General features: G+C 68.2%; 28 protein-coding genes, 1 tRNA gene and 1 pseudogene. 26 read left to right on the plus strand and 4 right to left on the minus strand.

The window, feature by feature from the left end:
* Positions 1-12 precede the first annotated feature (12 nt).
* Complete coding sequence (locus ITP53_RS16655; protein WP_207756035.1) at positions 13-1,851, plus strand: glycoside hydrolase family 35 protein; 1,839 nt, start codon at positions 13-15, stop codon at positions 1,849-1,851.
* 12 nt (positions 1,852-1,863) lie between these two features.
* On the opposite strand, the gene ITP53_RS16660 is transcribed toward ITP53_RS16655, so the two are convergent.
* The gene (locus tag ITP53_RS16660; RefSeq protein WP_195896300.1) at positions 1,864-2,781 is read right to left on the minus strand and encodes an NAD(P)H-binding protein; all 918 of its coding nucleotides are present in this window, start codon (positions 2,779-2,781) and stop codon (positions 1,864-1,866) included.
* A gap of 107 nt (positions 2,782-2,888) precedes the next feature.
* Between ITP53_RS16660 and ITP53_RS16665 the strand changes: the two genes are divergently transcribed.
* From ITP53_RS16665 to ITP53_RS16675, 3 genes are all read left to right on the plus strand, one after another.
* Positions 2,889-3,209 (plus strand): type II toxin-antitoxin system Phd/YefM family antitoxin, encoded by a 321-nt coding sequence (locus ITP53_RS16665; protein WP_195896301.1) that lies wholly within the window; start codon positions 2,889-2,891, stop codon positions 3,207-3,209.
* The gene (locus tag ITP53_RS16670) at positions 3,206-3,616 is read left to right on the plus strand and encodes a type II toxin-antitoxin system VapC family toxin (protein WP_195896302.1); all 411 of its coding nucleotides are present in this window, start codon (positions 3,206-3,208) and stop codon (positions 3,614-3,616) included. Before ITP53_RS16665 ends, ITP53_RS16670 begins: the two co-directional genes overlap by 4 nt.
* 108 nt (positions 3,617-3,724) lie before the next feature.
* Positions 3,725-5,545, plus strand: a complete 1,821-nt coding sequence (locus ITP53_RS16675) for an ABC transporter ATP-binding protein/permease (protein ID WP_195896303.1) — start codon at positions 3,725-3,727, stop codon at positions 5,543-5,545.
* A gap of 1,448 nt (positions 5,546-6,993) precedes the next feature.
* Here ITP53_RS16675 and ITP53_RS16680 read toward each other — a convergent pair.
* A complete protein-coding gene (locus ITP53_RS16680) occupies positions 6,994-7,470 on the minus strand; it encodes a type II toxin-antitoxin system RelE/ParE family toxin (protein WP_195896304.1) in 477 nt (158 codons plus the stop codon).
* A gap of 144 nt (positions 7,471-7,614) precedes the next feature.
* Here ITP53_RS16680 and ITP53_RS16685 point away from each other — a divergent pair, with 144 nt between their 5' ends.
* The gene (locus ITP53_RS16685) at positions 7,615-8,052 is read left to right on the plus strand and encodes a pyridoxamine 5'-phosphate oxidase family protein (protein WP_195896305.1); all 438 of its coding nucleotides are present in this window, start codon (positions 7,615-7,617) and stop codon (positions 8,050-8,052) included.
* Between the two features lie 619 nt (positions 8,053-8,671).
* Here the strand turns inward: ITP53_RS16685 and ITP53_RS16690 are convergent.
* Positions 8,672-8,744 (minus strand) — tRNA-Arg (locus tag ITP53_RS16690).
* A 189-nt stretch (positions 8,745-8,933) separates the two neighbouring features.
* Between ITP53_RS16690 and ITP53_RS16695 the strand changes: the two genes are divergently transcribed.
* Complete coding sequence (locus ITP53_RS16695; RefSeq protein WP_195896306.1) at positions 8,934-9,956, plus strand: tyrosine-type recombinase/integrase; 1,023 nt, start codon at positions 8,934-8,936, stop codon at positions 9,954-9,956.
* Positions 9,957-10,591: 635 nt separating this feature from the next.
* The gene (locus ITP53_RS16700; protein WP_195896307.1) at positions 10,592-11,122 is read left to right on the plus strand and encodes a hypothetical protein; all 531 of its coding nucleotides are present in this window, start codon (positions 10,592-10,594) and stop codon (positions 11,120-11,122) included.
* On the opposite strand, the gene ITP53_RS16705 is transcribed toward ITP53_RS16700, so the two are convergent.
* The gene (locus ITP53_RS16705) at positions 11,119-11,673 is read right to left on the minus strand and encodes a hypothetical protein (RefSeq protein ID WP_195896308.1); all 555 of its coding nucleotides are present in this window, start codon (positions 11,671-11,673) and stop codon (positions 11,119-11,121) included. The two genes, ITP53_RS16700 and ITP53_RS16705, sit on opposite strands and share 4 nt — an antisense overlap.
* Before the next feature lie 159 nt (positions 11,674-11,832).
* Here ITP53_RS16705 and ITP53_RS16710 point away from each other — a divergent pair, with 159 nt between their 5' ends.
* The 19 genes and pseudogenes from ITP53_RS16710 to ITP53_RS16800 all read left to right on the plus strand — a co-directional run.
* Complete coding sequence (locus tag ITP53_RS16710; RefSeq protein ID WP_195896309.1) at positions 11,833-12,027, plus strand: helix-turn-helix domain-containing protein; 195 nt, start codon at positions 11,833-11,835, stop codon at positions 12,025-12,027.
* The gene (locus tag ITP53_RS16715) at positions 12,027-12,323 is read left to right on the plus strand and encodes a hypothetical protein (RefSeq protein WP_195896310.1); all 297 of its coding nucleotides are present in this window, start codon (positions 12,027-12,029) and stop codon (positions 12,321-12,323) included. The genes ITP53_RS16710 and ITP53_RS16715 overlap by 1 nt, the downstream gene beginning before the upstream one ends.
* Before the next feature lie 23 nt (positions 12,324-12,346).
* A complete protein-coding gene (locus tag ITP53_RS16720) occupies positions 12,347-12,535 on the plus strand; it encodes a BldC family transcriptional regulator (RefSeq protein WP_195896311.1) in 189 nt (62 codons plus the stop codon).
* Complete coding sequence (locus tag ITP53_RS16725) at positions 12,532-12,759, plus strand: hypothetical protein (protein ID WP_195896312.1); 228 nt, start codon at positions 12,532-12,534, stop codon at positions 12,757-12,759. The genes ITP53_RS16720 and ITP53_RS16725 overlap by 4 nt, the downstream gene beginning before the upstream one ends.
* A 10-nt stretch (positions 12,760-12,769) precedes the next feature.
* Positions 12,770-13,171, plus strand: coding sequence for a hypothetical protein (locus tag ITP53_RS16730; protein ID WP_195896313.1), 402 nt, complete (start codon positions 12,770-12,772; stop codon positions 13,169-13,171).
* Positions 13,156-13,539, plus strand: a complete 384-nt coding sequence (locus ITP53_RS16735; protein ID WP_195896314.1) for a hypothetical protein — start codon at positions 13,156-13,158, stop codon at positions 13,537-13,539. The genes ITP53_RS16730 and ITP53_RS16735 overlap by 16 nt, the downstream gene beginning before the upstream one ends.
* The gene (locus ITP53_RS16740; protein WP_195896315.1) at positions 13,536-13,808 is read left to right on the plus strand and encodes a hypothetical protein; all 273 of its coding nucleotides are present in this window, start codon (positions 13,536-13,538) and stop codon (positions 13,806-13,808) included. Before ITP53_RS16735 ends, ITP53_RS16740 begins: the two co-directional genes overlap by 4 nt.
* Complete coding sequence (locus ITP53_RS16745) at positions 13,805-14,206, plus strand: hypothetical protein (protein WP_195896316.1); 402 nt, start codon at positions 13,805-13,807, stop codon at positions 14,204-14,206. The genes ITP53_RS16740 and ITP53_RS16745 overlap by 4 nt, the downstream gene beginning before the upstream one ends.
* Complete coding sequence (locus tag ITP53_RS16750; protein WP_195896317.1) at positions 14,203-14,493, plus strand: helix-turn-helix domain-containing protein; 291 nt, start codon at positions 14,203-14,205, stop codon at positions 14,491-14,493. Before ITP53_RS16745 ends, ITP53_RS16750 begins: the two co-directional genes overlap by 4 nt.
* Complete coding sequence (locus tag ITP53_RS16755) at positions 14,490-14,846, plus strand: hypothetical protein (RefSeq protein WP_195896318.1); 357 nt, start codon at positions 14,490-14,492, stop codon at positions 14,844-14,846. Before ITP53_RS16750 ends, ITP53_RS16755 begins: the two co-directional genes overlap by 4 nt.
* An 11-nt stretch (positions 14,847-14,857) precedes the next feature.
* Positions 14,858-15,970: a DNA polymerase III subunit beta gene (dnaN, locus tag ITP53_RS16760; protein ID WP_195896319.1), complete on the plus strand. Its 1,113-nt coding sequence runs from the start codon at positions 14,858-14,860 to the stop codon at positions 15,968-15,970.
* A gap of 173 nt (positions 15,971-16,143) precedes the next feature.
* Positions 16,144-16,473 carry a hypothetical protein gene (locus ITP53_RS16765; protein ID WP_195896320.1) on the plus strand — a complete coding sequence of 110 codons (330 nt, stop codon included), beginning with the start codon at positions 16,144-16,146 and terminating at the stop codon, positions 16,471-16,473.
* A 139-nt stretch (positions 16,474-16,612) separates the two neighbouring features.
* Entirely contained in the window at positions 16,613-16,978 is a 366-nt protein-coding gene (locus ITP53_RS16770) for a hypothetical protein (RefSeq protein WP_195896321.1), read from the plus strand.
* Positions 16,978-18,855, plus strand: coding sequence for a UvrD-helicase domain-containing protein (locus tag ITP53_RS16775; protein ID WP_195896322.1), 1,878 nt, complete (start codon positions 16,978-16,980; stop codon positions 18,853-18,855). The genes ITP53_RS16770 and ITP53_RS16775 overlap by 1 nt, the downstream gene beginning before the upstream one ends.
* Positions 18,852-19,280, plus strand: coding sequence for a hypothetical protein (locus ITP53_RS16780; protein WP_195896323.1), 429 nt, complete (start codon positions 18,852-18,854; stop codon positions 19,278-19,280). The genes ITP53_RS16775 and ITP53_RS16780 overlap by 4 nt, the downstream gene beginning before the upstream one ends.
* A complete protein-coding gene (locus ITP53_RS60280; RefSeq protein ID WP_195896324.1) occupies positions 19,277-19,882 on the plus strand; it encodes an Lsr2 family DNA-binding protein in 606 nt (201 codons plus the stop codon). The genes ITP53_RS16780 and ITP53_RS60280 overlap by 4 nt, the downstream gene beginning before the upstream one ends.
* Complete coding sequence (locus ITP53_RS16790) at positions 19,879-20,334, plus strand: SLOG family protein (RefSeq protein WP_195896325.1); 456 nt, start codon at positions 19,879-19,881, stop codon at positions 20,332-20,334. Before ITP53_RS60280 ends, ITP53_RS16790 begins: the two co-directional genes overlap by 4 nt.
* The gene (locus ITP53_RS16795; RefSeq protein WP_207756037.1) at positions 20,331-21,116 is read left to right on the plus strand and encodes a hypothetical protein; all 786 of its coding nucleotides are present in this window, start codon (positions 20,331-20,333) and stop codon (positions 21,114-21,116) included. The genes ITP53_RS16790 and ITP53_RS16795 overlap by 4 nt, the downstream gene beginning before the upstream one ends.
* 133 nt (positions 21,117-21,249) lie before the next feature.
* Positions 21,250-21,798 (plus strand): annotated as a pseudogene (locus tag ITP53_RS16800) (hypothetical protein); the annotation flags it as partial.

The following is a 21,798-nucleotide window of genomic DNA, read 5'->3' on the forward strand; positions in this document are numbered from 1 at the left end:
AGGCTCACCGCCGTGATCGAGCTGCCCGCGCCGGACACCCCTCCGGCCCCGACGACGACCACGACCGACGCGACTGAGGCCGGCGCCGTTACGAGCGCGCTCACCTGGCGCGGGCGCCGCCTGTTCCGGCACGGCGTACCCCATCGCATCCTGTCCGGGGGGCTGCACTATTTCCGCGTCCACCCCGATCTCTGGCGGGACCGGATCCGCCGGCTCGCCGACCTCGGGCTCAACACGGTCGACACCTACGTCCCATGGAACTTCCACCAGCCCAGGCAGGACGAGGCGCCACGCTTCGACGGGTGGCGGGACGTCGAGCGGTTCATCCGCGTGGTGGGCGAGGAGGGTCTCGACGTCGTCGTCAGGCCCGGGCCGTACATCTGCGCGGAGTGGTCGAACGGCGGCCTGCCGAGCTGGCTCACCGGCCGCGACGTCATGATCCGCAGCTCCGACCCGGGGTTCACGTCCGCGGTGGGCCGCTGGTTCGACGAACTGGTCCCGCGCATCGCCGCGCTCCAGGCCGCAGAGGGAGGGCCGGTCGTGGCGGTGCAGGTGGAGAACGAGTTCGGCAGCTTCGGCGACGACCACGCCTACCTGCGCTGGAACCGCGAGGCCCTGACCACGCGGGGCATCATGGAGCTGTTGTTCACCGCCGACGGCCCCACCGAGTTGATGCTCGACGGCGGCACCCTGCCCGGCACCTTGACGGCCGTCACCCTGGGCTCCAAGCCGGACCTGGCCCGCAAGCTCCTCGCGGCGCGGCGGCCCGGCGAACCGTTCGTCGTCGCCGAGTTCTGGAACGGCTGGTTCGACCACTGGGGCGAGCGGCACCACGTCCGCGAGGTGGAGAGCGTCGTGCGCACCCTCGACGGGATCATCGCCGACGGCGGCAGCGTGAGCGTCTACATGGCCCACGGTGGGACCAACTTCGGGCTCTGGGCTGGCGCCAACGAGGACCAGGGCCGGTTGCAGCCCACCGTGACCAGCTACGACTCCGACGCGCCGGTCGCCGAGGACGGCACGCTCACCGCCAAGTTCTTCGCCGTACGGGAGGTCCTCGGCGCGCGCGGACCGGTGCGGATGCCCGTACGGACGCCGAAACTGCCGCCGGCGCGGGTCCCGCTCGTCCACCGCGCCGACCTGCTCGCCGGCCTCCGCGCCGTGCCGGCGCCCACCTCGACCGGGCCGCGGCCGGCCTCGTTCGAGCAGCTGGGACTCGACGCGGGAATGGTCCTGCACACCGCGCATCCGCGCATCCCGGCGGGGGAGCACCGGCTCGTCCTCACCGACGTACGCGACCAGGCCCTGGTCTTCGCCGACGGCACCCTCCTCGGCGGCGCGGACGACTTCTCCGTGTGCGGAACCGGTGCGGTCGTACGCCTGGAGGTCCTGGTCGAGAGCCTCGGCCGGGTGAACTACGGGCCGGGCATCGGGCGGCACAAGGGCCTGCTGGGTCCCGTACTCGTGGATCGGCGGATCGTGCAGGGCTGGGACAGCACGCCGATCGCGCTGCAGGAATGGTCGGCCGCGGACCTGGCCCGCGCGGTCGCCGCCGGCTCCGCGACCACGCACGCCGGGTTCGCCGTCGCGACGATCCACGTCGACACGCCCGCGGACACCTTCCTCGCGCTGCCGGGGTCGAGCCGCGGCCTCGTCTGGGTCAACGGGTTCCTCCTCGGCCGCTACTGGAAGATCGGGCCGCAGGTCACGCTGTACTGCCCGGCGCCGCTGCTGCGCGCGGGCGAGAACATCGTCACGGTCCTCGAACTGGAACGCCTCGGCGGAACCCTGGAGCTACGCGACCGGCCCGAGCTGGGACCACCGGAGGAGTACGTCGAGGAGTTCGACTGACGCACGAGCCCTTCACCGGGTGAACAGATCGGCACGTTGGGCGACGAACTCCTCGATCGTCTGGGCCGGTCGCCCGGTGATCAGCTCGACGGTGCTGGTGGAGCGGTCGTAGCGGTTCTGCCGATGCAGCCGCGCCATGGTGGCGACGTGCTCTTCGGCGTGCGCCCCCATCCCGGATCGGGACAGGACCTGGTCCACCCAGGTGTCCAGCGGGACGTCCACGTAGGACACCGGCCGGCGCAGCGCTCGGGAGTACTCCTCGGCGACACCGGTCATGTCCTGCGACCGGGGACCGGTCAGCTCGTGCACCTTGCCGACGTGCGGCCGCGGATCCCGCAACACCGTGGCGACGACCTCGGCGACGTCAACGGCCGCGACCGGTGACGTACGGCCGGTGCCGAACGGCAACCTGATGGTCCCGCTGCCGGCGATCGATCGCGCGGCCAGCGTCGTGAACAACGGGTTGTCCAGGAAAATGGTCGGGCGAATGTGCACGACCGGTAGCCCGGACCAGTCGAGCACCTGCTCGGACAACCAGTGCAGGCGCTGCTGGTGCGACTCCTCGGTGCTCAGCGCGCTCATCTGCGACACGGTCATCTGGGACATGCCGACCAGAGCCTCGAGCTCGCCGATCTCGCGCGCCACGCTCGCGACCGTGGCGGCGGCCTCCAGATAGGAGGGTGACACGCTCATGCTGAAGAACATCCGGCCGGCGCCGGCCAAGGCCCGCGCCACGTCGGAAGGACGCGTGAGATCGCCGACGACCACCTGCGCCCCCATCGCCCGCAGCTCCCCGGCGCGGTCGTCATCGTGGTGCACCATCGCCCGTACGGCGAGACCACGCGCAAGCAGCAGCTCGACGACGGTACGACTCACGCCTCCGACACCGCCGCCGGCCCCGGTCACCAACACGAGACCGTCCTCCGCCACAGCCCACCCCCTAGCTCTGACCAGGATAAACGCCCTTGGCGCCCGAGATGCCTCGGGATGTGCTACGTCGTAGCACCCTATGGCACAGCACGCGGTAAGCTTCAGGTGTGAGCACTCCTGAGCCTGACCGCTCCCATGAGATCTCTCAACGCGACCTGCGTAACCGGTCGGCGGAGATCATGGATGGCCTGGAACGCGGGGAGCGGTACGCCGTCACCCGTAACGGCCATCACATCGGTGACCTGGTCCCTCTTCGCCGTCGGCGCCGTGCTGTCTCGCGCGCGGAGTTCGCGGCTGTATCGCGCGGCATGCCCCGACTGGACGACCGTAGATATCGCGAGGACATGGACCGCCACGTCAACGACGATCTCTACGACCCTTACGATCGTGCGTACGGCAGACGCGAATTCGGGGCGGACGAGGGATGACCCACGCCCTGGGGCTGCTCGACACCGACATCCTGATCCTGCGCGCCGGCATCGATCCCGACGAGCTCCCGGACGAGATGATGATCAGTGCCATCACCACCGCGGAACTTTCGGTCGGCGTCCTGGTGGCGGCAGGGCCGCAGGAACTCGCCCAGCGAATGAAGATCCTGCAGACCGCCGAAGCCGAGTTCGACCCACTCCCCTTCGACGACACCGCGGCCCGCGAATACGGCCAGTTGTGGACGGCCGTCATCGCCTCAGGTCGTAAGCCACGCCCCCGCACCGCGGATCTGATGATCGCCTGTGTGGCGATCGCGAACCGGCTCCCTCTGTACACCTGCAATCCCAGGGATTTCAAGGGCCTGGACAACCTGGTCACGGTGGTTCCGGTCACTCGCCCTCAGTGAATGACGCCAGAGGCTCCCGATCACGGGGAGTGGCCTTTGACCTGCGGTGAAGCCTAGAAGCTACCTATAACCTACCATAGGGGCATATATAGGACTTTTAGGACATTCATGGACTGGCGGCACGAGTGGCTCACGTCATTCACCTCGACCGCGGAGGACTCCGGCGTCATCGTCCTCGGCGGTGCTCTGGCGATCCTGCTGCTGACGCGCTACACCCGGTGGGGGCGGCAGTTCCGGCGGCTGGCGTTCCCGTATTTCCGGCCTGGCCGCACCTGGGCGAGTTGGCGGCTGCTCGTGACCCTGCTGCTGCTGTTCTGGCTGACGGTTCTCGGGGTGCGTCTCGAGGTGCTCCTGTCGTACGCGACCAATGGCCTGTTCACGTCGTTGCAGGCGATGAACGCGAGCATGTTCTGGTTCCACGTCATCGTGATCGCGGTCCTGGCGGCGATCTATGTCTCCAGCAGCCAACTCGCCTATCTCATCACCCAGCGGCTGACCATTCACTGGCGAACCGGGCTCAACGCCCACGCGCTCGCCGACTGGCTGGACGGATGCGCCTACCATCGGGGCAGGTTCGTCAAAGCTCCCATCGACAATCCTGATCAGCGCATCGAGCAGGACATCGCGCTGTTCACGGAACAGTCCTACACCCTCTCGCTCGACGCGGTCGCCGCCGCCTTGCGACTGGTGTCGTTCACCGCCGTCCTCTGGTCACTGTCCGGGGCGATGACGATCTTCGGGCACCAGGTGCCCAGAGCGATGGTCTTCCTCGCCTACGCCTACGTGATCGCGGCGTCGTTCATGGCCTTCAGGATCGGCCGCCCACTGATCCCGCTCAGCTTTCTGCAGGAGAGGCTGTCCGCCTCGTACCGCTACGCCTTGATGCGCCTGATGGACAATTCCGAGAACGTCGCGTTCTACGGCGGCGAGGAGGTGGAACGGACGGCACTGTCCGCCAGGTTCTCCGCCGCCATCGCCAACACGTGGGCCTATGCCAAGCGGTCGCTGAAACTCCAGATGTTCAACGGCGCGGTGTCGCAGGCCTCGGTGGTGTTTCCGTACATCATTCAGGCGCCGCGCTTCTTCAACAGAACGATCTCGCTCGGCGACGTCACCCAGACCGCCGACGCCTTCGGCCAGGTGCATGACGCGCTGTCCTTCTTCAGGAACTCCTATGGACAGTTCGCCGCCTACCGGGCGACGCTGGACCGGCTGACTGCGCTGATGGACGCCAACAGGGAGTCGCGCGCCCTGTCGGGTCCCGCCCTCACCCACCGGCCCGACGCGCTGGAGATCGAAGACCTGCGGGTATGGCGTCCCAACAGCCAACCGCTGATCGAAGGCCTGACGTTGAGCCTGAGCCCGGGGCAGGCGCTGCTCGTCAGGGGGCCGTCGGGAAGCGGCAAGACCACGTTGCTCCGCAGCCTGGCGAGCCTGTGGCCACACGCCCACGGCATCGTCCGCCGCCCACTGGGGACCCACACGTTGTTCCTGTCGCAGCAGCCGTACCTGCCGCTGGGAAGCCTGCGCACCGCGCTGGCCTACCCCGAACCCGGACACCTGATCAGTGAGGAACAGGCACGCGAGGCGTTGCGCGGGGTCCAACTCGGCCACCTGGAGGACAGCCTCGACGACGAGGCTCACTGGGCGCGCACGCTGTCGCCGGGCGAGCAGCAACGGCTCGGGTTCGCCAGAATCCTGCTGACCCGGCCCAGCCTGGCCTTCCTCGACGAAGCGACGTCCGCCGTCGACGAGGGGCTCGAACACGCGCTGTACGGGCTGATCCGCGAGCACCTACCGCGGTGCATGCTCGTCAGCGTCGGCCATCGCAGCACCCTGCACGCCTTCCACACCCACCACCTCCACCTGCTCGGCGCCGGCCGCTGGAACATCGCCACGGCCGCGAATAACCCCCTGCTGGAGACCTGACAAGCGGAACCGTCGCCAGACCCAAGAGACGCCGGCGGCGCTTCCGCGTACCCAACCGCCGCCTCGATACGAGCACTCCCGGCGTCGGACACACAGCCGCGTGGCCGCTGATGCGGGACCTCGACGCCGCTTCCGCACCGGAGCGGCCGAACGCGGGCCACGCGTCGTCCACACCCGCGACCGACACCCAGGCTCGCCGGGCGGTCTCCCGGACCTCCCACCGCATGGCTACGACGGTGGCTGTTCGTAGAAGACGCTGGCGATCTGCTCGGCGATCTCGTGCGGGTGGCTTGGAAGGGCGGACGGCTTGTCGATCACTTTCACGTGGGTCTGAGCAGCAGGCTTGGGTGGCCGCCATGCGGTTGAGTGAGTCCGCGTTGTTGTACCGGTTGCTGTACAGCACACCTCAGCCCGCGGAGCCGGTGGCAACGCATTGGATCAAGACACCGAAGAGCCCCTGAGACGGCGTGCCTGTCCGGGGACTTTTCGCTGATGCGGGTTACCTGTCCTCAGCCGTTGCGCTCCGTTCCTGCCGGTACCGCCATTGGTGCACTGGTCCATATCGATGAGCGACGGGGAACCGATCACGCGCGTCCGTTCGAGTGGCTCCCAAGGTGGCTCCCACCGCCCGGGAGGACTGACTCGCGCACTTGCATGATTGCTACGTTGATTTATATGGGCGACGGGACAAGATCACTGAACCTGACGGATATAACTACGACATTAGACATGGTGCTCGTTGCACTCGGAGCTGCGGACATCGACACGGCGTATCGCGTGTGTGGTACAAGCGCCGCACTCCTGCAAGGCGTCCCACTCCCTGCTGGGGACATCGACATCTTGCTCGCTAGCCGAGAAGACGTAAACACGTTCGCCGCAGCACTCTCATCGTTCCCCTGCCTATATACCGCCTCATGGCTCCCCGAATCTTCGCAATACTTCACCAGGTTCGAGGTGAATGGGGTCGAACTGGAGCTCAGCACCGTCGAGAGGCAAGTCGATTCGGACGGGGTGGAATGTGCGGGCAGCGGGCCATGGCAGCATTACGTCCTGGTCACCTGCGGCTCTCACCAGGTGCCGGTAGTCCGGCTGGAACTCCGGTTGGTTTCGGAGCTCCTGCGAGACCGGGCTGATCGATATGACCCGCTCCTCGACTACATGGCCACGCACGGGTTCGATTCTGATCTGTTGCAACGGGCGATGAATGCCCGCCGCATTCCTGCGCACCGCCAGCGGCTAGTTCAAGACCGCCTCGCGCGGTCCTCCCTCGGTACCCCTTCCCTGCCTCTTACTCCTCCCCCTACATGATCTCTCGTCTGCCTCGTCCACCCGGAGAGCAAGCGGGCCAAGAATGGAGCTCCCCACCTGAAGAACAATCTTGGCCCCGGCCCTTGGTCTGTTTGGGTCTGCCTGGACGTGACGGGCGGGAAGATCGGCCGCGCACGTCGTCATTGGTTCTGCCCCTCCCCTTCTGCGCGCTCTTTTAGGTAATTTTCGTACAGCCGCTCTGCGTGCGGTATGGCCTCCTCATACCAGCGGTTAGGGTCGCGAGGGCTCGCCTTGATCTTGTCTGCGGCAACAAGGACGATGGCGTCGCGTCTTGGGTCGAAGACGAACAGCAGTCGAAGCGCGCTACGTCCGGTGGACCGGGGGCGCAGTTCCTTCAGGTTAGCGATACACGAGCCGTTCACCTTGCCCACGAGTGGCCTACCCAGCGCTGGACCGTTCTCCGCGAGCCGTGTACTCGATTTCCCGCCTGCGGCTATCACCCACCGGCCGGAGCCGTCTTTCAGGTGACGGCGCAGTTGCCCCCAGTTCCAGCCGTGTCTGGTGTGGTGGCGTGACGACGAGCGTCGGCGCCGACAAGCAGGACGACCTGAGTGATGCGGGAGCCCAGCCCATGGGGACCGCGCTACCCGAGGCATCCAAGCGGGCGTACCGAGTAGCGCATATGAGGTTGATCGCCTAGCGCAGATTCGAGATCCGGCTTTCCGGAGCCGACTTCAGGTGGATGGTCCTAGGCCGAATGTCGTATTTCTGCTGGTGCGATAGACGGGGATGATGCCCCCATGACGCGTTCCTCTTTCGATCTCGATGCATTTCTCGCTCAGCCCCTCACTGCCCGCATCGCGACCAGCGGACCGACTGTGCGTCCGGTGTGGTACCTGTGGGAGGAAGGAGCCTTCTGGATCTTGACGGGGCCATGGACGAAGCTCTTCCGGCGGATCCGCAGAGACCCTCACGTCGCTCTTGCGGTGGACGACTGCGATCTGAGCACGGGTCTTGTCCGTCAGGTCATCGTGAGCGGACGAGGTGTACTCGTTCCATTCGATGTGCCACGCGGTCGGCGCAAGCTGGCTCGATACCTGGGCGAAGATGAGTCCTGTTGGGACCCCCGTTTTGTGCGTTATCTACATGATGATCCTGGACAACGCGGCACGGCGTGGCTGAAACTGACGCCCACGTCTCTAACGGCCAAAGACCTGAGCTACCGCACAGCCCTTTAGTGCGCGCTTGAGAAGATCGTTCATGCTCGGTGGGCTCGCAGAACATCAGCGTGACCATCGGCGACTTCGCCACCACCAGGGTGGGTCACGCCTTCGCCCTCGCCTACCTGTTGCGCAACACCATCACGAACCTGACCACAGTCTCACTTGAGCTTGGCACAGAGTGGCGTCGCAGATCGCCGTCTCCCATCACTACTGGGTAGTGGACGGCCGGCTTGAGACCCGTTCATCGCCGCACCGCTACGTATGGCCGTCCGAGCTCGACCTGATGGCAAGGATCGCCGGAATGACCTTGCGCGAACGATGGGCCGGTTGGAAGCGCGAGTCTTACACCAGCGACAGTAGGAACCACGTCTCGGTTTGGCAGAAGACGTCGTAACAGCCACTAGCAAGGCGCGTGAGCTGGCCCGGCTGGCACACCAACAGTCAGCGCCTTTCTGTCACGCCCCGCACCGCACCAAGCCACGATGACCATCCGCCAGCCGGATGCCACGGCACCTCGACCGTGATCAAGCCTTCTCAAACACGCACTCAGTGAACAAAGGGCGTTGCTACAGCCGGCCTCTAGAAATGATTCAGGGAGTCCCTTGCGATCAAGGAACTCCCTGGTCAGACGATGCGCGGCCGACAGGAGTCGAACCCGTAACCTTCTGATCCGTAGTCAGATGCTCTATCCATTGAGCTACGGCCGCATTGAATCGCTGCCCTGACCAGCCGGTCTTGGCAACGGGAACCAGACTACCAGAGTCGTACGGTGCTTTTAGCCCGTCTGATCGCAGGTCCCGGGTTGCTGCGCTGGCACAAGATGAAGCAGAATGAAGCAGCGCGGTACAAGGCGAATGTGTGCGCGCCGAAGCTCCAGCAGCGAAGGGTTCTGACGCGTGTCCAACGTCGTTGAATTCAACCCGGAACGCCGTACCCGGCGACGAACGAGCGCGGCATCCCGCGCAATCCCCGTACCTCGCGGGGCCGCGCTCCCCGCCTGCCTGGATTCGTGGCGGCTCGCCCTTGAATCGGCGAACAAGGCGTCCAAGACGATCCGCAGTTACACGGACGTCGCCACCATGTTCATCACCTACCTGAACGACAATTCCCTGCCGTGCGATGCCGAAGGCGTGAAAGCGGAACACGTCCGCGCATTCCTCGTACGGGAACGACACCGCACATCCCCCGCGTCCGCGGACGTGTGTTTCCGCAATTTGCGGGTGTGGTTCAACTGGATGTGTAGCGACGAGATCCAGGAGCGCACCACCAGCTCGCCGGTGCTCAAAGTCGACCGGCCCCAGGTGGCCAGGAAGGTCCGCGAGTACATCGGCGAGGACGAGCAGCGCCAGCTCCTGGCCACCGCGGGCAGCAACAGCTTCGAGGACCGGCGGGACCGGGCGTTGATGACGATCTTGTACGACTCGGGGCCGCGCGCCTCCGGAATCATGAACGTCCGCTACACGCCCCGGGATCCGGACGGGAACGAGGTCGATCTGCGCGGCCGGCGGCTCCGCATCACGCTGAAGGGCGGCGATCAGCACTGGCTTCCGCTCGGCTCCCGGGCCGCCCAGGCGCTCGACCGGTACATCCGGGCCAGGAGCGCACACAGCCGCGCTCTCACGTCGCCGTGGCTGTGGCTGGGCATCCAGGGAAGGAACACGGCGCACATGAGCCCCGAAGGGCTCAGGGACATGCTGACGCGGCGGGGCGAGCTGGCCGGGATCCGCGGGAAGGTGCACCCGCACCGGTACCGCGGTACGGCTGCCCACGAGCTGCTGAAGGCGGGCGCGAGCGACAGCGACGTCCAGAGCATCATGGGCTGGAAGACGAGGGAGATGGTCGACCACTACGCCGGCGACCTGGCGGCCGAGCGCGCGCGGGAAGTTCACGCCCGACTATCGCCGGCGGACAGGATCTAGCGCGATGACGGATCCGTCATCGACCCAATCGGCCGCCTGAGCTGGGAAAACAGGCTACACCGCATCAAGATCGTGACGGATGACAGTTTCTCTCCGGTTCCCCCCTTACGCGTGTGTGCGCGCACGTGTACGTGCGCACGCAATGAGGTGAACGGGAAGGAAACTGTCATCCGTCACAGCCATGATCGCTTAGGCGGTGTTTGTGCAGGTGGGGGCGTGTTTCCTGGCTGTGACGGATCTGTCATGGTGGCTGCGATGTTGGCGGGGGCGGCGTGACGTTCCGTACTCGCCGGGAAGTATCTTGACTTGTGTCCGAATCGTGCGTGACTTAACGGGGTTACTTCGTTACGATTCGGGGTCGGATGGAGCTGCAGCTCCTGGCAGGCACCCTCAAGCACCCGCACGGCGGAGAGGGGGACCTGGCATCCAGGCAGCGGTGCCCTTCCTGCCGTGCGGGGCTGCGGAGCTTCGACCTTGGTGGCGCGAGGTCGACGCCCGCAAACCTCGCTACCCGGGCAGGTATCCGCCCTATCCGGCGGGTTACGTTCTTCTAACTGCCAGGAAATAGGCAGGAAAGACTTATCCGTCATTTCGGGACAAACCGAAACCTGACAGGCGGTCATATATCGCGGAGCGTGACCGACCCGATTGTTCGCGTTCAAGGTCGAAAACGGGTCAAACGCAGCTCGAAATCCCATCTTCCGACACGCCGGGACAATCACGTACAGTTACCTGGCCGCTGCCTGGAAACACGGCAAACCGGCCTGTCAACGCTGATGGGCCGATGGGGGAAGGACAAACCCAACTTGGCCCGACGACGCACCCTCACCTGGACCGCGACCTCCAGCACCATCCTGCTCTGGACGGCAACAGTCGCATCAGCCCTCACTGGATTCGGCACCGACCGGCTCCATGCCACGCTTCTTGTTGGATCGTTCCTAGCGGCGGTCGCCACCATGGCCCTGCTAAAAATGCTGTTCGCGGAGGCGCAGATTTCCCGCGTCTCGGAGGATCTGCGGGATACGGTCCACCAGGCCGCCGACGAGTTCCACACCGCGGTCGAGGTCCTACGCCAGGACCGTCAGGCGATCGTTGCGATGCGGACGCTCGCCGCCGAACTGGTGGCCGCCCGGCAAGCCCGGCAGAAGCAGGATCAGCCGGCTTAGGTGCTGGATCCTCGGCGGCTACGGGCCGTTTCGGCGGCTTCCCCGCCGATGGCCGTCGAGGAATCCACGCCATCATCCTGATCGCCGTACCGGGTGAGCTTGAGCTCCTCCGGTTCGGCCAGGCCGAGAATCACCAGGACGTCGCCCAGGGTCCGGCCGACCTCCTCGCCGGCCTCGCGGAGCGCTTCGATCTGCTGCTCCGTCAGCTGGCGTTGAAAGTCCTTCACCTGGACGAGCATCACACCGCCGGGTCCTTGCACGACAAGGTCGACGCCAGAGTCTGGGGGGCCGGCCATGGCGGTTTCGTAGCCCGCCAGGTGTAGTGCTTCATCGAGCGGCATGCCGATCCCGTCGGCGATCTTTTTCACCGTTCGGACGATCGGCCGTTTGGTGTTCCTCTCAAGACGGTCGTAGGTCACTCGGCCGATCCGGAGACGGTTCAGGACGAAGTCGTACTTGGATTCGCCGCCGAACTTGGTGGCGCGCGCCCGCTCAGCGGCTAGCCAGAGTGGGCGGCCTGGCGGCCCGCTGTATCGGCCCTGGTCCGTCATGTACCGCATTGAATCACAGTGCTTCAAAACCCGCCTAGTTAGAGGTTGTAAACCCTCACTGCTTCGCCATGCTTTTGCATGCTTCGTATTGCATCATCTTCGCTCGCTGTGTACCGTCTTGCTTCGTAATGCTCCGCGTTGATCGATGTTCGAGGTTTCATGCTGACGATTCCCGACGTGTGCGCCCGGCTCCGGGTGAGCCGGTCCACCGTCCTGCGCAAGCTCCACACCGGCCAGCTCGCCGGCGAGAAGAGGCACGCCTGCGGCAGCCTCTGCAGCGCCCCCAAGTCCTGCAAGCAGGGCGAGTGGCGGATCTCGGAGGCCTCCGTGAAGGCGTCCGAGGGGGCGCGCTGATGGCGACCGCCGAGCGGCGCCGGCAGGCCGCGCTGATCGCCGTCCACACGTCGTGGGCGAACACCACCGACCGTGCCGCCCGCACCGCGGCCGCCACCGCCGCGTCCCCCGTGTCGCTCGACTACTGGGAGGCCAAGTTGCGTGCGGAGGGGCGGGTGCGGGAGGAGGACATCCCGGCCGCCGCAGTCAACGCGCGAGCCGCGGAGATGCGGCGCCGCGCCCTCAAGTCGGCCGACGCCCGGCGCCGCAACAAGACCGCCAAGCAGGACGCGGCCCGCCTGGCCGCGTCCGCGTAACCCCCAACCCGAGAGGAGGAACCATGCCCGAGACGCAGACCGCTGACCGGATGCTCAGCCGCAAGGACGTGGCCACCATGTGCGGCGTCGACCCGATCACCGTCACCCGCTGGGCCAACGCCGGCAAGCTCACCAGCCTGCGCACCGCAGGCGGACACCGACGCTACAAGGAGTCCGAGGTGCGCAACCTGATGGCCGGGAGCCCGGCGTGACCTTCAAAGACCTCCAGCCCGGCCAGCTCGCACGCATCCCGCGCATCCACGCCCGCCCCGGCGAGCTCGCGCCCGTCGTCCGCGTCGAGGCCGACATGCACCCGTGCACCGACGGATTGTGCGCCTGCCTGATCACCTTCGGCCGCGAGATCGAGACCGGCCACCTCAACCCGTACCACCGGCCGGCGGATTTCGCGGTCGTCGCCATCACCCCCGCAGCCTGAGGAGGCCGCCTTGATACGCAACATTCACGTCCACTACCTGCGCGACCAGGTCGACCAGGCCGAACGCGACCTGGCCGGGTGGCGGTTCCTCCTGTCGCAGGCCGAGCAGGGGGAGCGCGCCGCCACCGTCATGCCCGACCCGCTCATGCCGGTCAACCAGCCGTGGCCGGCCCCGCCCGCCAGCGCGGCGGCGCCGCGGTCGTCGACGCCCCTGTTCGACGCCGCGGCCGCCAACGGGTCCGGGCTGCCGCACGGGCGCGACCCGTACCCGACCAGCGTGCTGCCGCCGATCGACGGGAGCACGCTGCCGCCCAACCAGGAGAACGCGCTGGGGACGATCGGCGCCGAGCACGACGCCTACAGCCAGACGTCGAAGGCCGTCAAGGAGGATCAGAAGTGGCGGGCATCATGACCGGGCCCGAACACTACCGCGAGGCCGAACGACTTCTGGCCATGCAGGACGTGGTCAACAAACTGCCCCACGCGGACATCGCGATGATCCAGCAGCAGGCGCAGGTGCACGCGACGCTCGCCCACGCGGCCGCCACGGCGCTCACCGGTCCGTCCGCCGTCTACGACGACGACCCGGAGATCAAGGCGTGGGTCGAGGTTGCCGGGACGAAGCCGCCCGCCGACCCCGACCCGGAAGCCGCCCCTGAGGTGCTGGCCGCGCTGACCGAGACGCTCGGCGAGGCCCTGTGCCACGACCCGGCGTTCGACCCCGAGCAGATCGCGCGCAGCGTCCTGGCCGCCTTCACCGTAGAGCGGAGGCGGCCGTGACCGCGGCCGCGTTGTTCGCGCTCGCCGTCGCAGCCCTCGCTGTGCTGCTCGGCGTCGAGGCTGTCCGGAAACGCCGCTGGCTGGAGGCCGGCATCTGCGGCGGCTCCGTCCCGGCCGCCGTGTTCCTGGCCGTCGCAGCCAGCGAGCCCGCCATCCCGCTGTGGCTGGTGCTGTTCGTGGCCTGGCTTGTGGTTGTGCTGCTCGGCCTCGCCTGCTGGTCGCTCATCCGCGCCGTCGAAAAGGCGCGCACCGGCGAGGACACGCGGTGACGCTTCTCGGAGTGTTCCCGGGGCCGCGCGCGTGGACAGTCCAGCTGCCGTCCGGCATGGAGTTGTTGAACGCCAACCAGCGGCTGCACTGGCGGGTGCGTTCGGCCCGCACCAAACTCGTCCGCGGCGAGGCCGCCTCGCTGGCACGCCAGCAGAAGATCCCCACCCTGGGCCGGGCGCACATTGTGGGCGAGTACCGGCCGCCGGACCGGCGCCGCCGCGACGTCGCCAACCTGTACCCGTCGTTCAAGGCGGCCATCGACGGCCTGGTCGACGCCGCGGTACTCGAAGACGACGACGACACCCACCTGGTCGGCCCCGACATGCGCCTCGGCCAGGTGGCGGCCGGCGGCCAGCTGGTGCTCCACATCACCGAACTACCGAAGGAGGGCACGTGACGGCGCCCAGAGTCGAGGTGGAGTGCGCGTGCTGCGGCGGGACCGGCCTGCACCAGGGCCGCGCCCTCTGCCACGCCTGCTACCAGTGGCACCACGAGAACGGCACCCTCCACAAATACCCGCAGCTCCACACGTGGTTGGAGACCTTGGCGCGGATCGCAGACTTCGCCGAACTGCGCGGGCGCGGCCTGTCGGTGCGGAGGGCGTCCGCCGCGCTCGGGGTGACCGCCCGCTCCGGGCAGCGGTACGAGCAGCGGCTGAAGGCCCGGCAGGCGGTGACATCTTGAGCGCCGTCGCCGGATGGATCCGGCCGTGGTATCCGGCCGGGCTGGTCGGCCACATCTCCCGCGACTGCCCCGAACTCTTGAAGCACGTGTCGGAGCCGGTCGATGGGTCCGGCTGGCTCGACCCAGACCAGGCCGTCAGGTGCGCGACGTGCATGCCGCCGTGGAACGCCGAATGCCGCGCCTGCCACTCCGTCATGTCGGAGGAGTGGCAGGAGGACGAGCCGTTCAGCGAGGCCGACGCGAACAGGTGGAAGCGCAAGCACCGGTGCCCGCCGGACGTGCATGTGATCCCCCCGCCCAGGCCGAAGACCTCCCAGACCCCGGCAGGCCAAGTCCTGCTTCCTCTCCTGTGAAGGACCATCCGATGAAGTTCACGATCATGGCGGGGGAGTTGGCCGACGCGGTCGGCTGGGCCTCCCACGCCCTCCCCAAGCGGGCGCCCGTGCCCGTGCTCGGCGGCATCCTCATCGAGGCCGGCGACGACGGTGTCGAGCTGTCCGCTTACGACTACGACACGTCGCGGCGGATCGCCGTCGAGCTGGACGCGCCCGCAGTCGCGGGCCGGGTGCTGCTGCCCGGACGCACCCTGTGTGAGGTGGTGAAAGCGTTCCCGAAGAACGGCCTGGTCGATGTCGCCGTCGACGACCGGGAGGCTGTTCTTCGGTGCGGCCGGTCCGAGTACGGGCTCCCGTTGATGCCGGTCGACGACTTCCCCACTCTGCCGAAGGTGCCCGAACTGGTGGGCGCCGTCGACTCTAAGGCGTTGGCGGACGCGGTCGCCCACGTCGTGGCTTCGGCCGGTAAGGACAACACGCTGCCGATGCTGACGTGTGTGCGCGTCGACGTCGGCGACGGCTGCATCGACCTGGCGGCAACCGACCGGTACCGGATCGCGTGGCGCACCAACCTGCCGTGGGAGCCCGCCCTCGACGCGGGCGGCCACGGGTTGATGATCCCGGCCCGCGCCTTGCACGACATCGCGCGCAGCCTCCCTGACGGCCAGGTCCAGGTCGGCATCGGCGGCGGGCTGGCCGCGTTCACCTCGGAGGGCCGAACCACAACGATCGGGCTGCTCGACGACCAGTTCATCGACTACAAGGCGCGCATGAAGGTGGACGCGAAGGTGGACGCGAAGGTGACCGCCGAAGTGGACGCCGACGTGCTGGTGAAGGTGGTGAAGCGTGTCGCTTTGGTGGCGGAACGGCACGCCTCGGTCCGGCTGTCGTTCACCCAGGGCGGGGTGCTGGTGGAGGCGGGCGGCGCCGATGCGGGGCGCGCGGCCGAGCACGTCGACTGCACCCTCGACGGCGACGACATCCGGGTGGGGTTCACCCCGCAGTACCTGCTCGACGGCCTCCAGGCGGTCGGCGGCGTCGCGAAACTTGAGATGGAGACCTCCACGAAGCCGGTCATGATCACCGGTTCGGGTGATGCGGGCCTCCGATACCTGGTCGTCCCCATCAGGTTGTCGGCGTGACCGACCAGCACAACACCCCCGACAGGCCGGGGGCGACCATCACCATCACGACCCGGGACAGCTCCACCGTCACCACGTCCACATGGTCGACGTGCGCCGGGCGTGGGCGCCTTCGTCGCCTCGTTCCTGGGCGAACCCGCCGCCCGCCACACCGCCACCGTGAAGGAGCCCGCATGCTGATCGACTGGATCCGCACCCGCAGCACCCTGATCGGCGAGTTGGTGGAGGCGCGCGAGCAGGCCGCCGCCGAAGCCTCCAAGACGGCCGCCATCGCATCCGAGGCGGACCGCTTCCTGGACCTGCTGCGCAAGGAGCAGGCGGCGCACGCGGCCACCCAGCACGCCCTGGAAGCTCTCGAAGCGGAGGGCCTGGGCGACGTGTTCGACCCCGCCGCGGCGCGCACCCCGGCGCAGGAGCTTTCGGCGATGCGGGCGCACGTCACCGCCTTGGAGCAGCGCGTGCACCTGCTGCAGCGGGCCAACATGGCGGCCGACCGCCGCTAGATCGACGCGTGGTGAAGCAAACCGGCGCATGTACCGTCTTGCTTCGCTATGCTTCGTCTTGTACCGTTCTGAGGTGTGGCGGCCCTCCCGATCGGGGGTGGGGCCGCCCCCCCAAACCGCCGAGCCGAAAGACACGCCAATGACCGAATGGGCCGACCCGGCCACCATCCGCGAGCGGCAGACCGCAGCGGTGACCGTACTCATGACGCTGCTCGCCCTTGACCTGCCCACCCCCGACTGGCACATCGGCACCGTCTACCTGGCCAGCGCCGACCGCCTGCCGGAGCTGGAGGGGCAGCTCAGCGGACCGCACTACGAGACGCCGGAAACCGCCCAGGCGGCGATCGACGCCTGGGCGGCCCACTTCGACGCCACCCCCAACCGGCGCGAAAACACCTCCCCCTTCCTGCGTGTGAAGGCCGTCATCGACGGCGTCCAGGTGTGCGTGTGGGGGAACGTCCCGGTCACGAAGAAGACCCGCAAGCTGGCGGCGGTGGCCGCCTGATGTTCACCCAGCCCGCCACCTACACGGAGCCGCCCGTGCACGCGCCCGCCACGCCCGCGCCGGTCAAGTTCGAGCACGCGCCGACCGTCGAGCAGGCCGCCATCCTCGACGCCGCCAGCACCGGCAGCCCGTTGGTGATCGAGGCCGGCGCCGGGACCGGCAAAACGTCGACGTTGAAGATGGTGGCCGCGTCCAGGCCGCAGCATCGCATGCTGTACCTGGCGTACAACCGGGCGATCGCCAACGACGCCGCCGCGTCGTTCCCGCCGAACGTGGACTGCCGCACCGCCCACTCGCTCGCCTTCCGCGCGGTCGGCCACCAGTTCAAGCACCGGCTGAACGGGCCGCGCCTCCCGGCCCGGGAGGTGGCCAGGTTCCTGCAGATCCCGGCGGTGCTCGACCTGGGGGCGCACGCGCTCACCTCGGTGAAGGTGGCCCGGATCGTGATGGACACCGTGGCCAGGTTCTGCCACTCCGACGACGTTGAGGTGTACACCACGCACGTCCCTGACGTGCCAGGGCTGTCCCCCGAGGCGGCGAGCGCGCTCCGATTCGACGTGGTGCCGTTCGCCCGCCGCGCGTGGGAGGACCTGACCAGCCTCGACGGCAAGCTCAAGTTCGAGCACGACCACTACCTCAAAATTTGGGCGCTCACTCGGCCGGTCCTGCCATACGGCACGGTGCTGCTCGATGAGGCCCAGGACGCCAACCCGGTGATCGCCCGCATCGTCGAAGCCCAGCAGGCGCAGCAAATCCTGGTCGGCGACCAGGCGCAAGCCATCTACGGGTGGAGAGGCGCCGTCGACGCCATGGAGGATTTCGCGGGGGAGCGTTTCCAGCTCTCCCAGTCGTTCCGGTTCGGGCAGCGCATCGCCGACCAGGCCAACGAATACCTCGAACTCCTCAGCGCGCCGCTCCGGCTGACCGGCAACCCGGCCAAGGATTCCCGGCTGGACCGGGTCGACCAGCCCAACGCCGTCCTGTGCCGGACGAATGCGGGCGCGGTCGGGCAGGCCATGGCCGCGCTCGGATCCGGGCTGCGTCCCGCGCTGGTCGGTGGTGGCGACGACATCCGTAACCTGGCCCGCGCCTGCCAGGACCTCCGCAACGGGCGCGGCACCGAGCACCCCGAGTTGATGGCATTCAGCTCGTGGGCTGAAGTTCAGGAGTACGCCGAGCACGACGCCGGCGGCGCCGACCTCAAAACCTTGGTCAAGCTGGTCGACGGGCACGGGCCGGAGGCGATCATCCGCATCGTCGACCAGCTGGTCGACGAATCCAACGCCGACGTGGTGATCTCGACCGCGCACCGGGCGAAGGGCCGCGAATGGGACACCGTCCGCCTGGCGGCGGACTGGAGCGAGCCGTACGACGCGGAAGGCCGCCTGGACCGGGCGGAGGCGATGCTCACGTACGTCGCGGTCACCCGGGCGGAGTTGGTGCTCGACTGCCGGGCGCTGCCCACGCAGGCCGGTATCCACAGCTCGGCCGAGGATGGTGCGCTCATCCCCATCCTGCGCGCCGCACCCGACCAGTTCTATGAGGACGCCCTCACCCCCGGCCCCGAGCCCATCTCCACCGATCTCCCGGCCGAGCTGGTCGGCTGGCTCACCTACGCGAAAGACGCCGCCGACCACGAAAAGGGTTGGAAGGCGGTGAAGGAGGCCGCGCAGCAGAAGGTGAAGGACTGGCTGGTGGAGCGAGGCCTGGACGAGGCCACCGTCAACGGGCGGCCCGCCGTCACCTACCGGGAATCCGCGCCGGGCGGCCAGCTCAACGGCAAGAGCCTCAAGAAGGATCACCCCGACATCTACGCGGCTTACTACGAGCCGAAGAATGCCTCCCGGCCGTTCAACCTCACCGGAGAGTGGAAATGAGCACCAGTGACGAACTGAAGGCTGCCGCAGCCAAGATCCGCGTGGCTGCGAGGGGAGCCACGGCCGGGCCGTGGAAAGCCACGCCGGTCTGGTCGCCGGACGCCGCCGTGACCAGCGCGGTCTACTCCCACGCCCACCCGACGGGGACCCCTGAGTCGGAGGTGGTGGCCTCTGGGCAGAAGCGGTACCCGAAGGGCGGGTTGCGGAACCCGTGCAACGCGCTGTGGATCGCGATGGCGAACCCGGACCTGGCCGAGCCGCTCGCCGCTCTGTTGGAGCACTTCGCCTCCAGGTACGAGCGGATGAGCGAGATGTTCGGCGCCCCCGCCGGTGGGCCTTCGGAGCGCCTCGCGGCCGGGAAGCCGGAGCTGCACGCCGACTTCGCCCTGGCGGTCGCTCGCGCCATCAACAAGGACCTGTCGTGACGGTGGACCGTCTCACCCCGGACGCCGTCAAGGTGCTGCGCATGCTGGCGGCCCGCAAGACGACCCAGGAGGCGGCGGCGTCCGTCTCCTGGCCGCGGGACCGCGTCGTCGGCCTCGCCCGCGCGCAGAAGGGCTGGTTCCTGTCCGCCGAGACCGACACGGTTTCCGACCCGGGCAGCCCCGACGGGACCGTACGCCTGCCAGACGGGGTGGAGCGGGCCGGGCAGCTCACGTTCGAGATCGCCCTCACCAAAGCCGAGGCCTCGAACGACCCGAAGCTGCGCAGGCTGGCCGCCACCGCCAGGAAGACGCACGACGAACTCATGGAGCGTCTCATCAACCAGCACCAGGCCGCCGCCGTCGCCCGCGACATCGAGCAGCTGCAGCAGGAGTTGCAGGCGAAGCAGGCCCGCCACCGCGAGCTGACCGGCCGCCGCCAGCCTGGCCCGCGCGTGGCCGAGCCGTCGGCGCCGGCCGCCAAGGTGAAGCGGGCCGGGATCCGGGCGTGGGCCGCCTCCCAGGGGTTGGACTGCCCGGCAGCCGGCCGCATCCCCAAGACCGTAGAAGCCGCCTACGACGAAGCCCACGGAGGGAATGCATGACGTACCGATTGCTGATCACCGGGTCACGGGCGTGGACGGATGAGCAGAGGATCCGTGACGCGATCGCCGCCAACGTCCGCCTGTACGGCCCCGGCAACTTGGTCATCGTGCACGGCGCCTGCCCGTCCGGCGCGGACGCGATGGCCGACCGGATCGCGTCGGCGTGGGGCGGCGGCCTGACCGTCGAACGCCACCCGGCCGACTGGGACCACTGCGTCCCCGCCTGCCCCCCCGGGCACCGCCGCCGGAAGCCGTCCGGCGACGTTGACCATCCCGGCCTGCTGGACACGTACTGCCCCGGGGCAGGGCCTCGCCGCAACGCCCACATGGTGGGGCTCGGCGCCGACGTGTGCCTCGCCTTCCTCGTGCGCGGCTCTCGGGGCGCCACCCACACGGCGAACGCCGCCAAGCGGGCTGGCATCCTCACCTACCGCTACGAGGTGGAAGCGTGACGGCGGTCGCGTTCTCTCAGCCGGACGCGGGGTGGGCGTCCCCGGCCCTCACGGGGTTGGCCGCGTCGATCGCCACCAACGTCGTCACCACGGTCAAGAACGCCGGCGCGAACGCGCCCCGATCCCTGCAACGCGTGATCGGCCCGTCTGAGATCGGCACGCCGTGCGTCCGCCGGTTGGCCTACAAGCTGTGCGACTGGCCGCAGGTGAACACGGACGGAGACCCGTGGGCGTCGATCATCGGGACGGCCGTCCACTCCTGGATGGAAGACACGTTCCGGGCGGAGAACGAGCGGCTCGGTCAGGAGCGCTACGTGATCGAGCGCAGGTTGCAGATCCGCGGCAACATTCACGGCAACGCCGACCTGTTCGACCGGGCGACCGGAACCAACATCGACTGGAAGTGCGTCGGCGAAGACCGGTTGAAGAAGTACCGCAAGAACGGCCCGGGCGACCAGTACAGGGTGCAGGCCCACCTGTACGGGCTCGGCCAGGAGAACGCCGGCGAAACCGTCAACGACGTCTCGGTCGTGTTCCTGCCGCGCGGCGGCCGCATCGACGGCTTGCACGTGTGGTGCGAGCCGTACAACCGGCAGGTCGCCCTCGACGCGTTGCAGCGGCTCGACCACGTCCTCACCCTGCTGCACCAGCCCCAGTTTGACCCCGGCCAGAACCCGCAGGCGTTCGGATCCTTCCCGGCGTCGGACGCGTTCTGCACGTTCTGCCCCTGGTTCCAGCCCGGCAGCACGGACCCGTCGAAGGGCTGCCCGGGCGCCGCCTAACACCGCTCCCGGTACACGGTGAAGCATTCTCACGACTGCTTCGTCTTGCTTCACTGTGTACCGTCTTGTACCGTCTTACTTGCACGGCCGGATCACACGACCCGGATCACCGGATCTCACGAAAAGGATCAACATGTTTCAGCAGCCCACCGCCGGATCTGACTTCAAGGCTAAGAACCACGTCGGCCACCTCCTGCTCATCTACGTGAGGGAGCTGCGGACCGGCATCGTCACCAAGTACGGCCCCTCCGACGCCATCTCCTGCGACGTCGTCGTGTTGACCGACCAGGCCGGGCCCCGCCTGGAGCCGGGCGTCCTGTTCTTCCAGAAGCCGCTCATCAACTCGCTGCGCGGAAGCATCAGCGCCGACCCGGTCCTGGCTCGCCTCGGCCAGGGCGTCGCCAAGCCCGACATGGACCCGCCGTACATCCTCAACCCGTACGACCAGGCCGACGCCGCGTTCGCCACCCAGTGGCTGCACTCGGTCGGCGGCAACCCGTTCCGCACCGCGCCCGCCCTGCAGCAGCCCGCCGCCCCCGCGCCGGTGGCTCCGCTGCCGCAGGCCGCTCCCGCCGCGCCCTTTCCGGTTCCCGCCGGGGTCGGTGCGGGTGTGCCTGCGCCGGTAGCCGCGCCGATGGCTCAGGCGCCCGGCGTCCCCGCCGCCCCGCCCCAGTGGGCCGCC

Source organism: Nonomuraea cypriaca (genome assembly GCF_015645445.1).
In the GTDB taxonomy this organism is placed as follows: domain Bacteria; phylum Actinomycetota; class Actinomycetes; order Streptosporangiales; family Streptosporangiaceae; genus Nonomuraea; species Nonomuraea cypriaca.

Bases quoted from the DNA above. Each gene is read 5' to 3' on its own strand.
- dnaN (WP_195896319.1), top strand. From the start codon at position 14,858: ATGAAGTTCACGATCATGGCGGGGGAGTTGGCCGACGCGGTCGGCTGG.
- ITP53_RS16720 (WP_195896311.1), top strand. From the start codon at position 12,347: ATGCCCGAGACGCAGACCGCTGACCGGATGCTCAGCCGCAAGGACGTG.
- ITP53_RS16775 (WP_195896322.1), top strand. From the start codon at position 16,978: ATGTTCACCCAGCCCGCCACCTACACGGAGCCGCCCGTGCACGCGCCC.
- ITP53_RS16770 (WP_195896321.1), top strand. From the start codon at position 16,613: ATGACCGAATGGGCCGACCCGGCCACCATCCGCGAGCGGCAGACCGCA.
- ITP53_RS16715 (WP_195896310.1), top strand. From the start codon at position 12,027: ATGGCGACCGCCGAGCGGCGCCGGCAGGCCGCGCTGATCGCCGTCCAC.
- ITP53_RS16710 (WP_195896309.1), top strand. From the start codon at position 11,833: ATGCTGACGATTCCCGACGTGTGCGCCCGGCTCCGGGTGAGCCGGTCC.
- ITP53_RS16790 (WP_195896325.1), top strand. From the start codon at position 19,879: ATGACGTACCGATTGCTGATCACCGGGTCACGGGCGTGGACGGATGAG.
- ITP53_RS16705 (WP_195896308.1), bottom strand. From the start codon at position 11,673: ATGACGGACCAGGGCCGATACAGCGGGCCGCCAGGCCGCCCACTCTGG.
- ITP53_RS16680 (WP_195896304.1), bottom strand. From the start codon at position 7,470: ATGCCTCGGGTAGCGCGGTCCCCATGGGCTGGGCTCCCGCATCACTCA.
- ITP53_RS16670 (WP_195896302.1), top strand. From the start codon at position 3,206: ATGACCCACGCCCTGGGGCTGCTCGACACCGACATCCTGATCCTGCGC.
- ITP53_RS16675 (WP_195896303.1), top strand. From the start codon at position 3,725: ATGGACTGGCGGCACGAGTGGCTCACGTCATTCACCTCGACCGCGGAG.
- ITP53_RS16780 (WP_195896323.1), top strand. From the start codon at position 18,852: ATGAGCACCAGTGACGAACTGAAGGCTGCCGCAGCCAAGATCCGCGTG.
- ITP53_RS16685 (WP_195896305.1), top strand. From the start codon at position 7,615: ATGACGCGTTCCTCTTTCGATCTCGATGCATTTCTCGCTCAGCCCCTC.
- ITP53_RS16765 (WP_195896320.1), top strand. From the start codon at position 16,144: ATGCTGATCGACTGGATCCGCACCCGCAGCACCCTGATCGGCGAGTTG.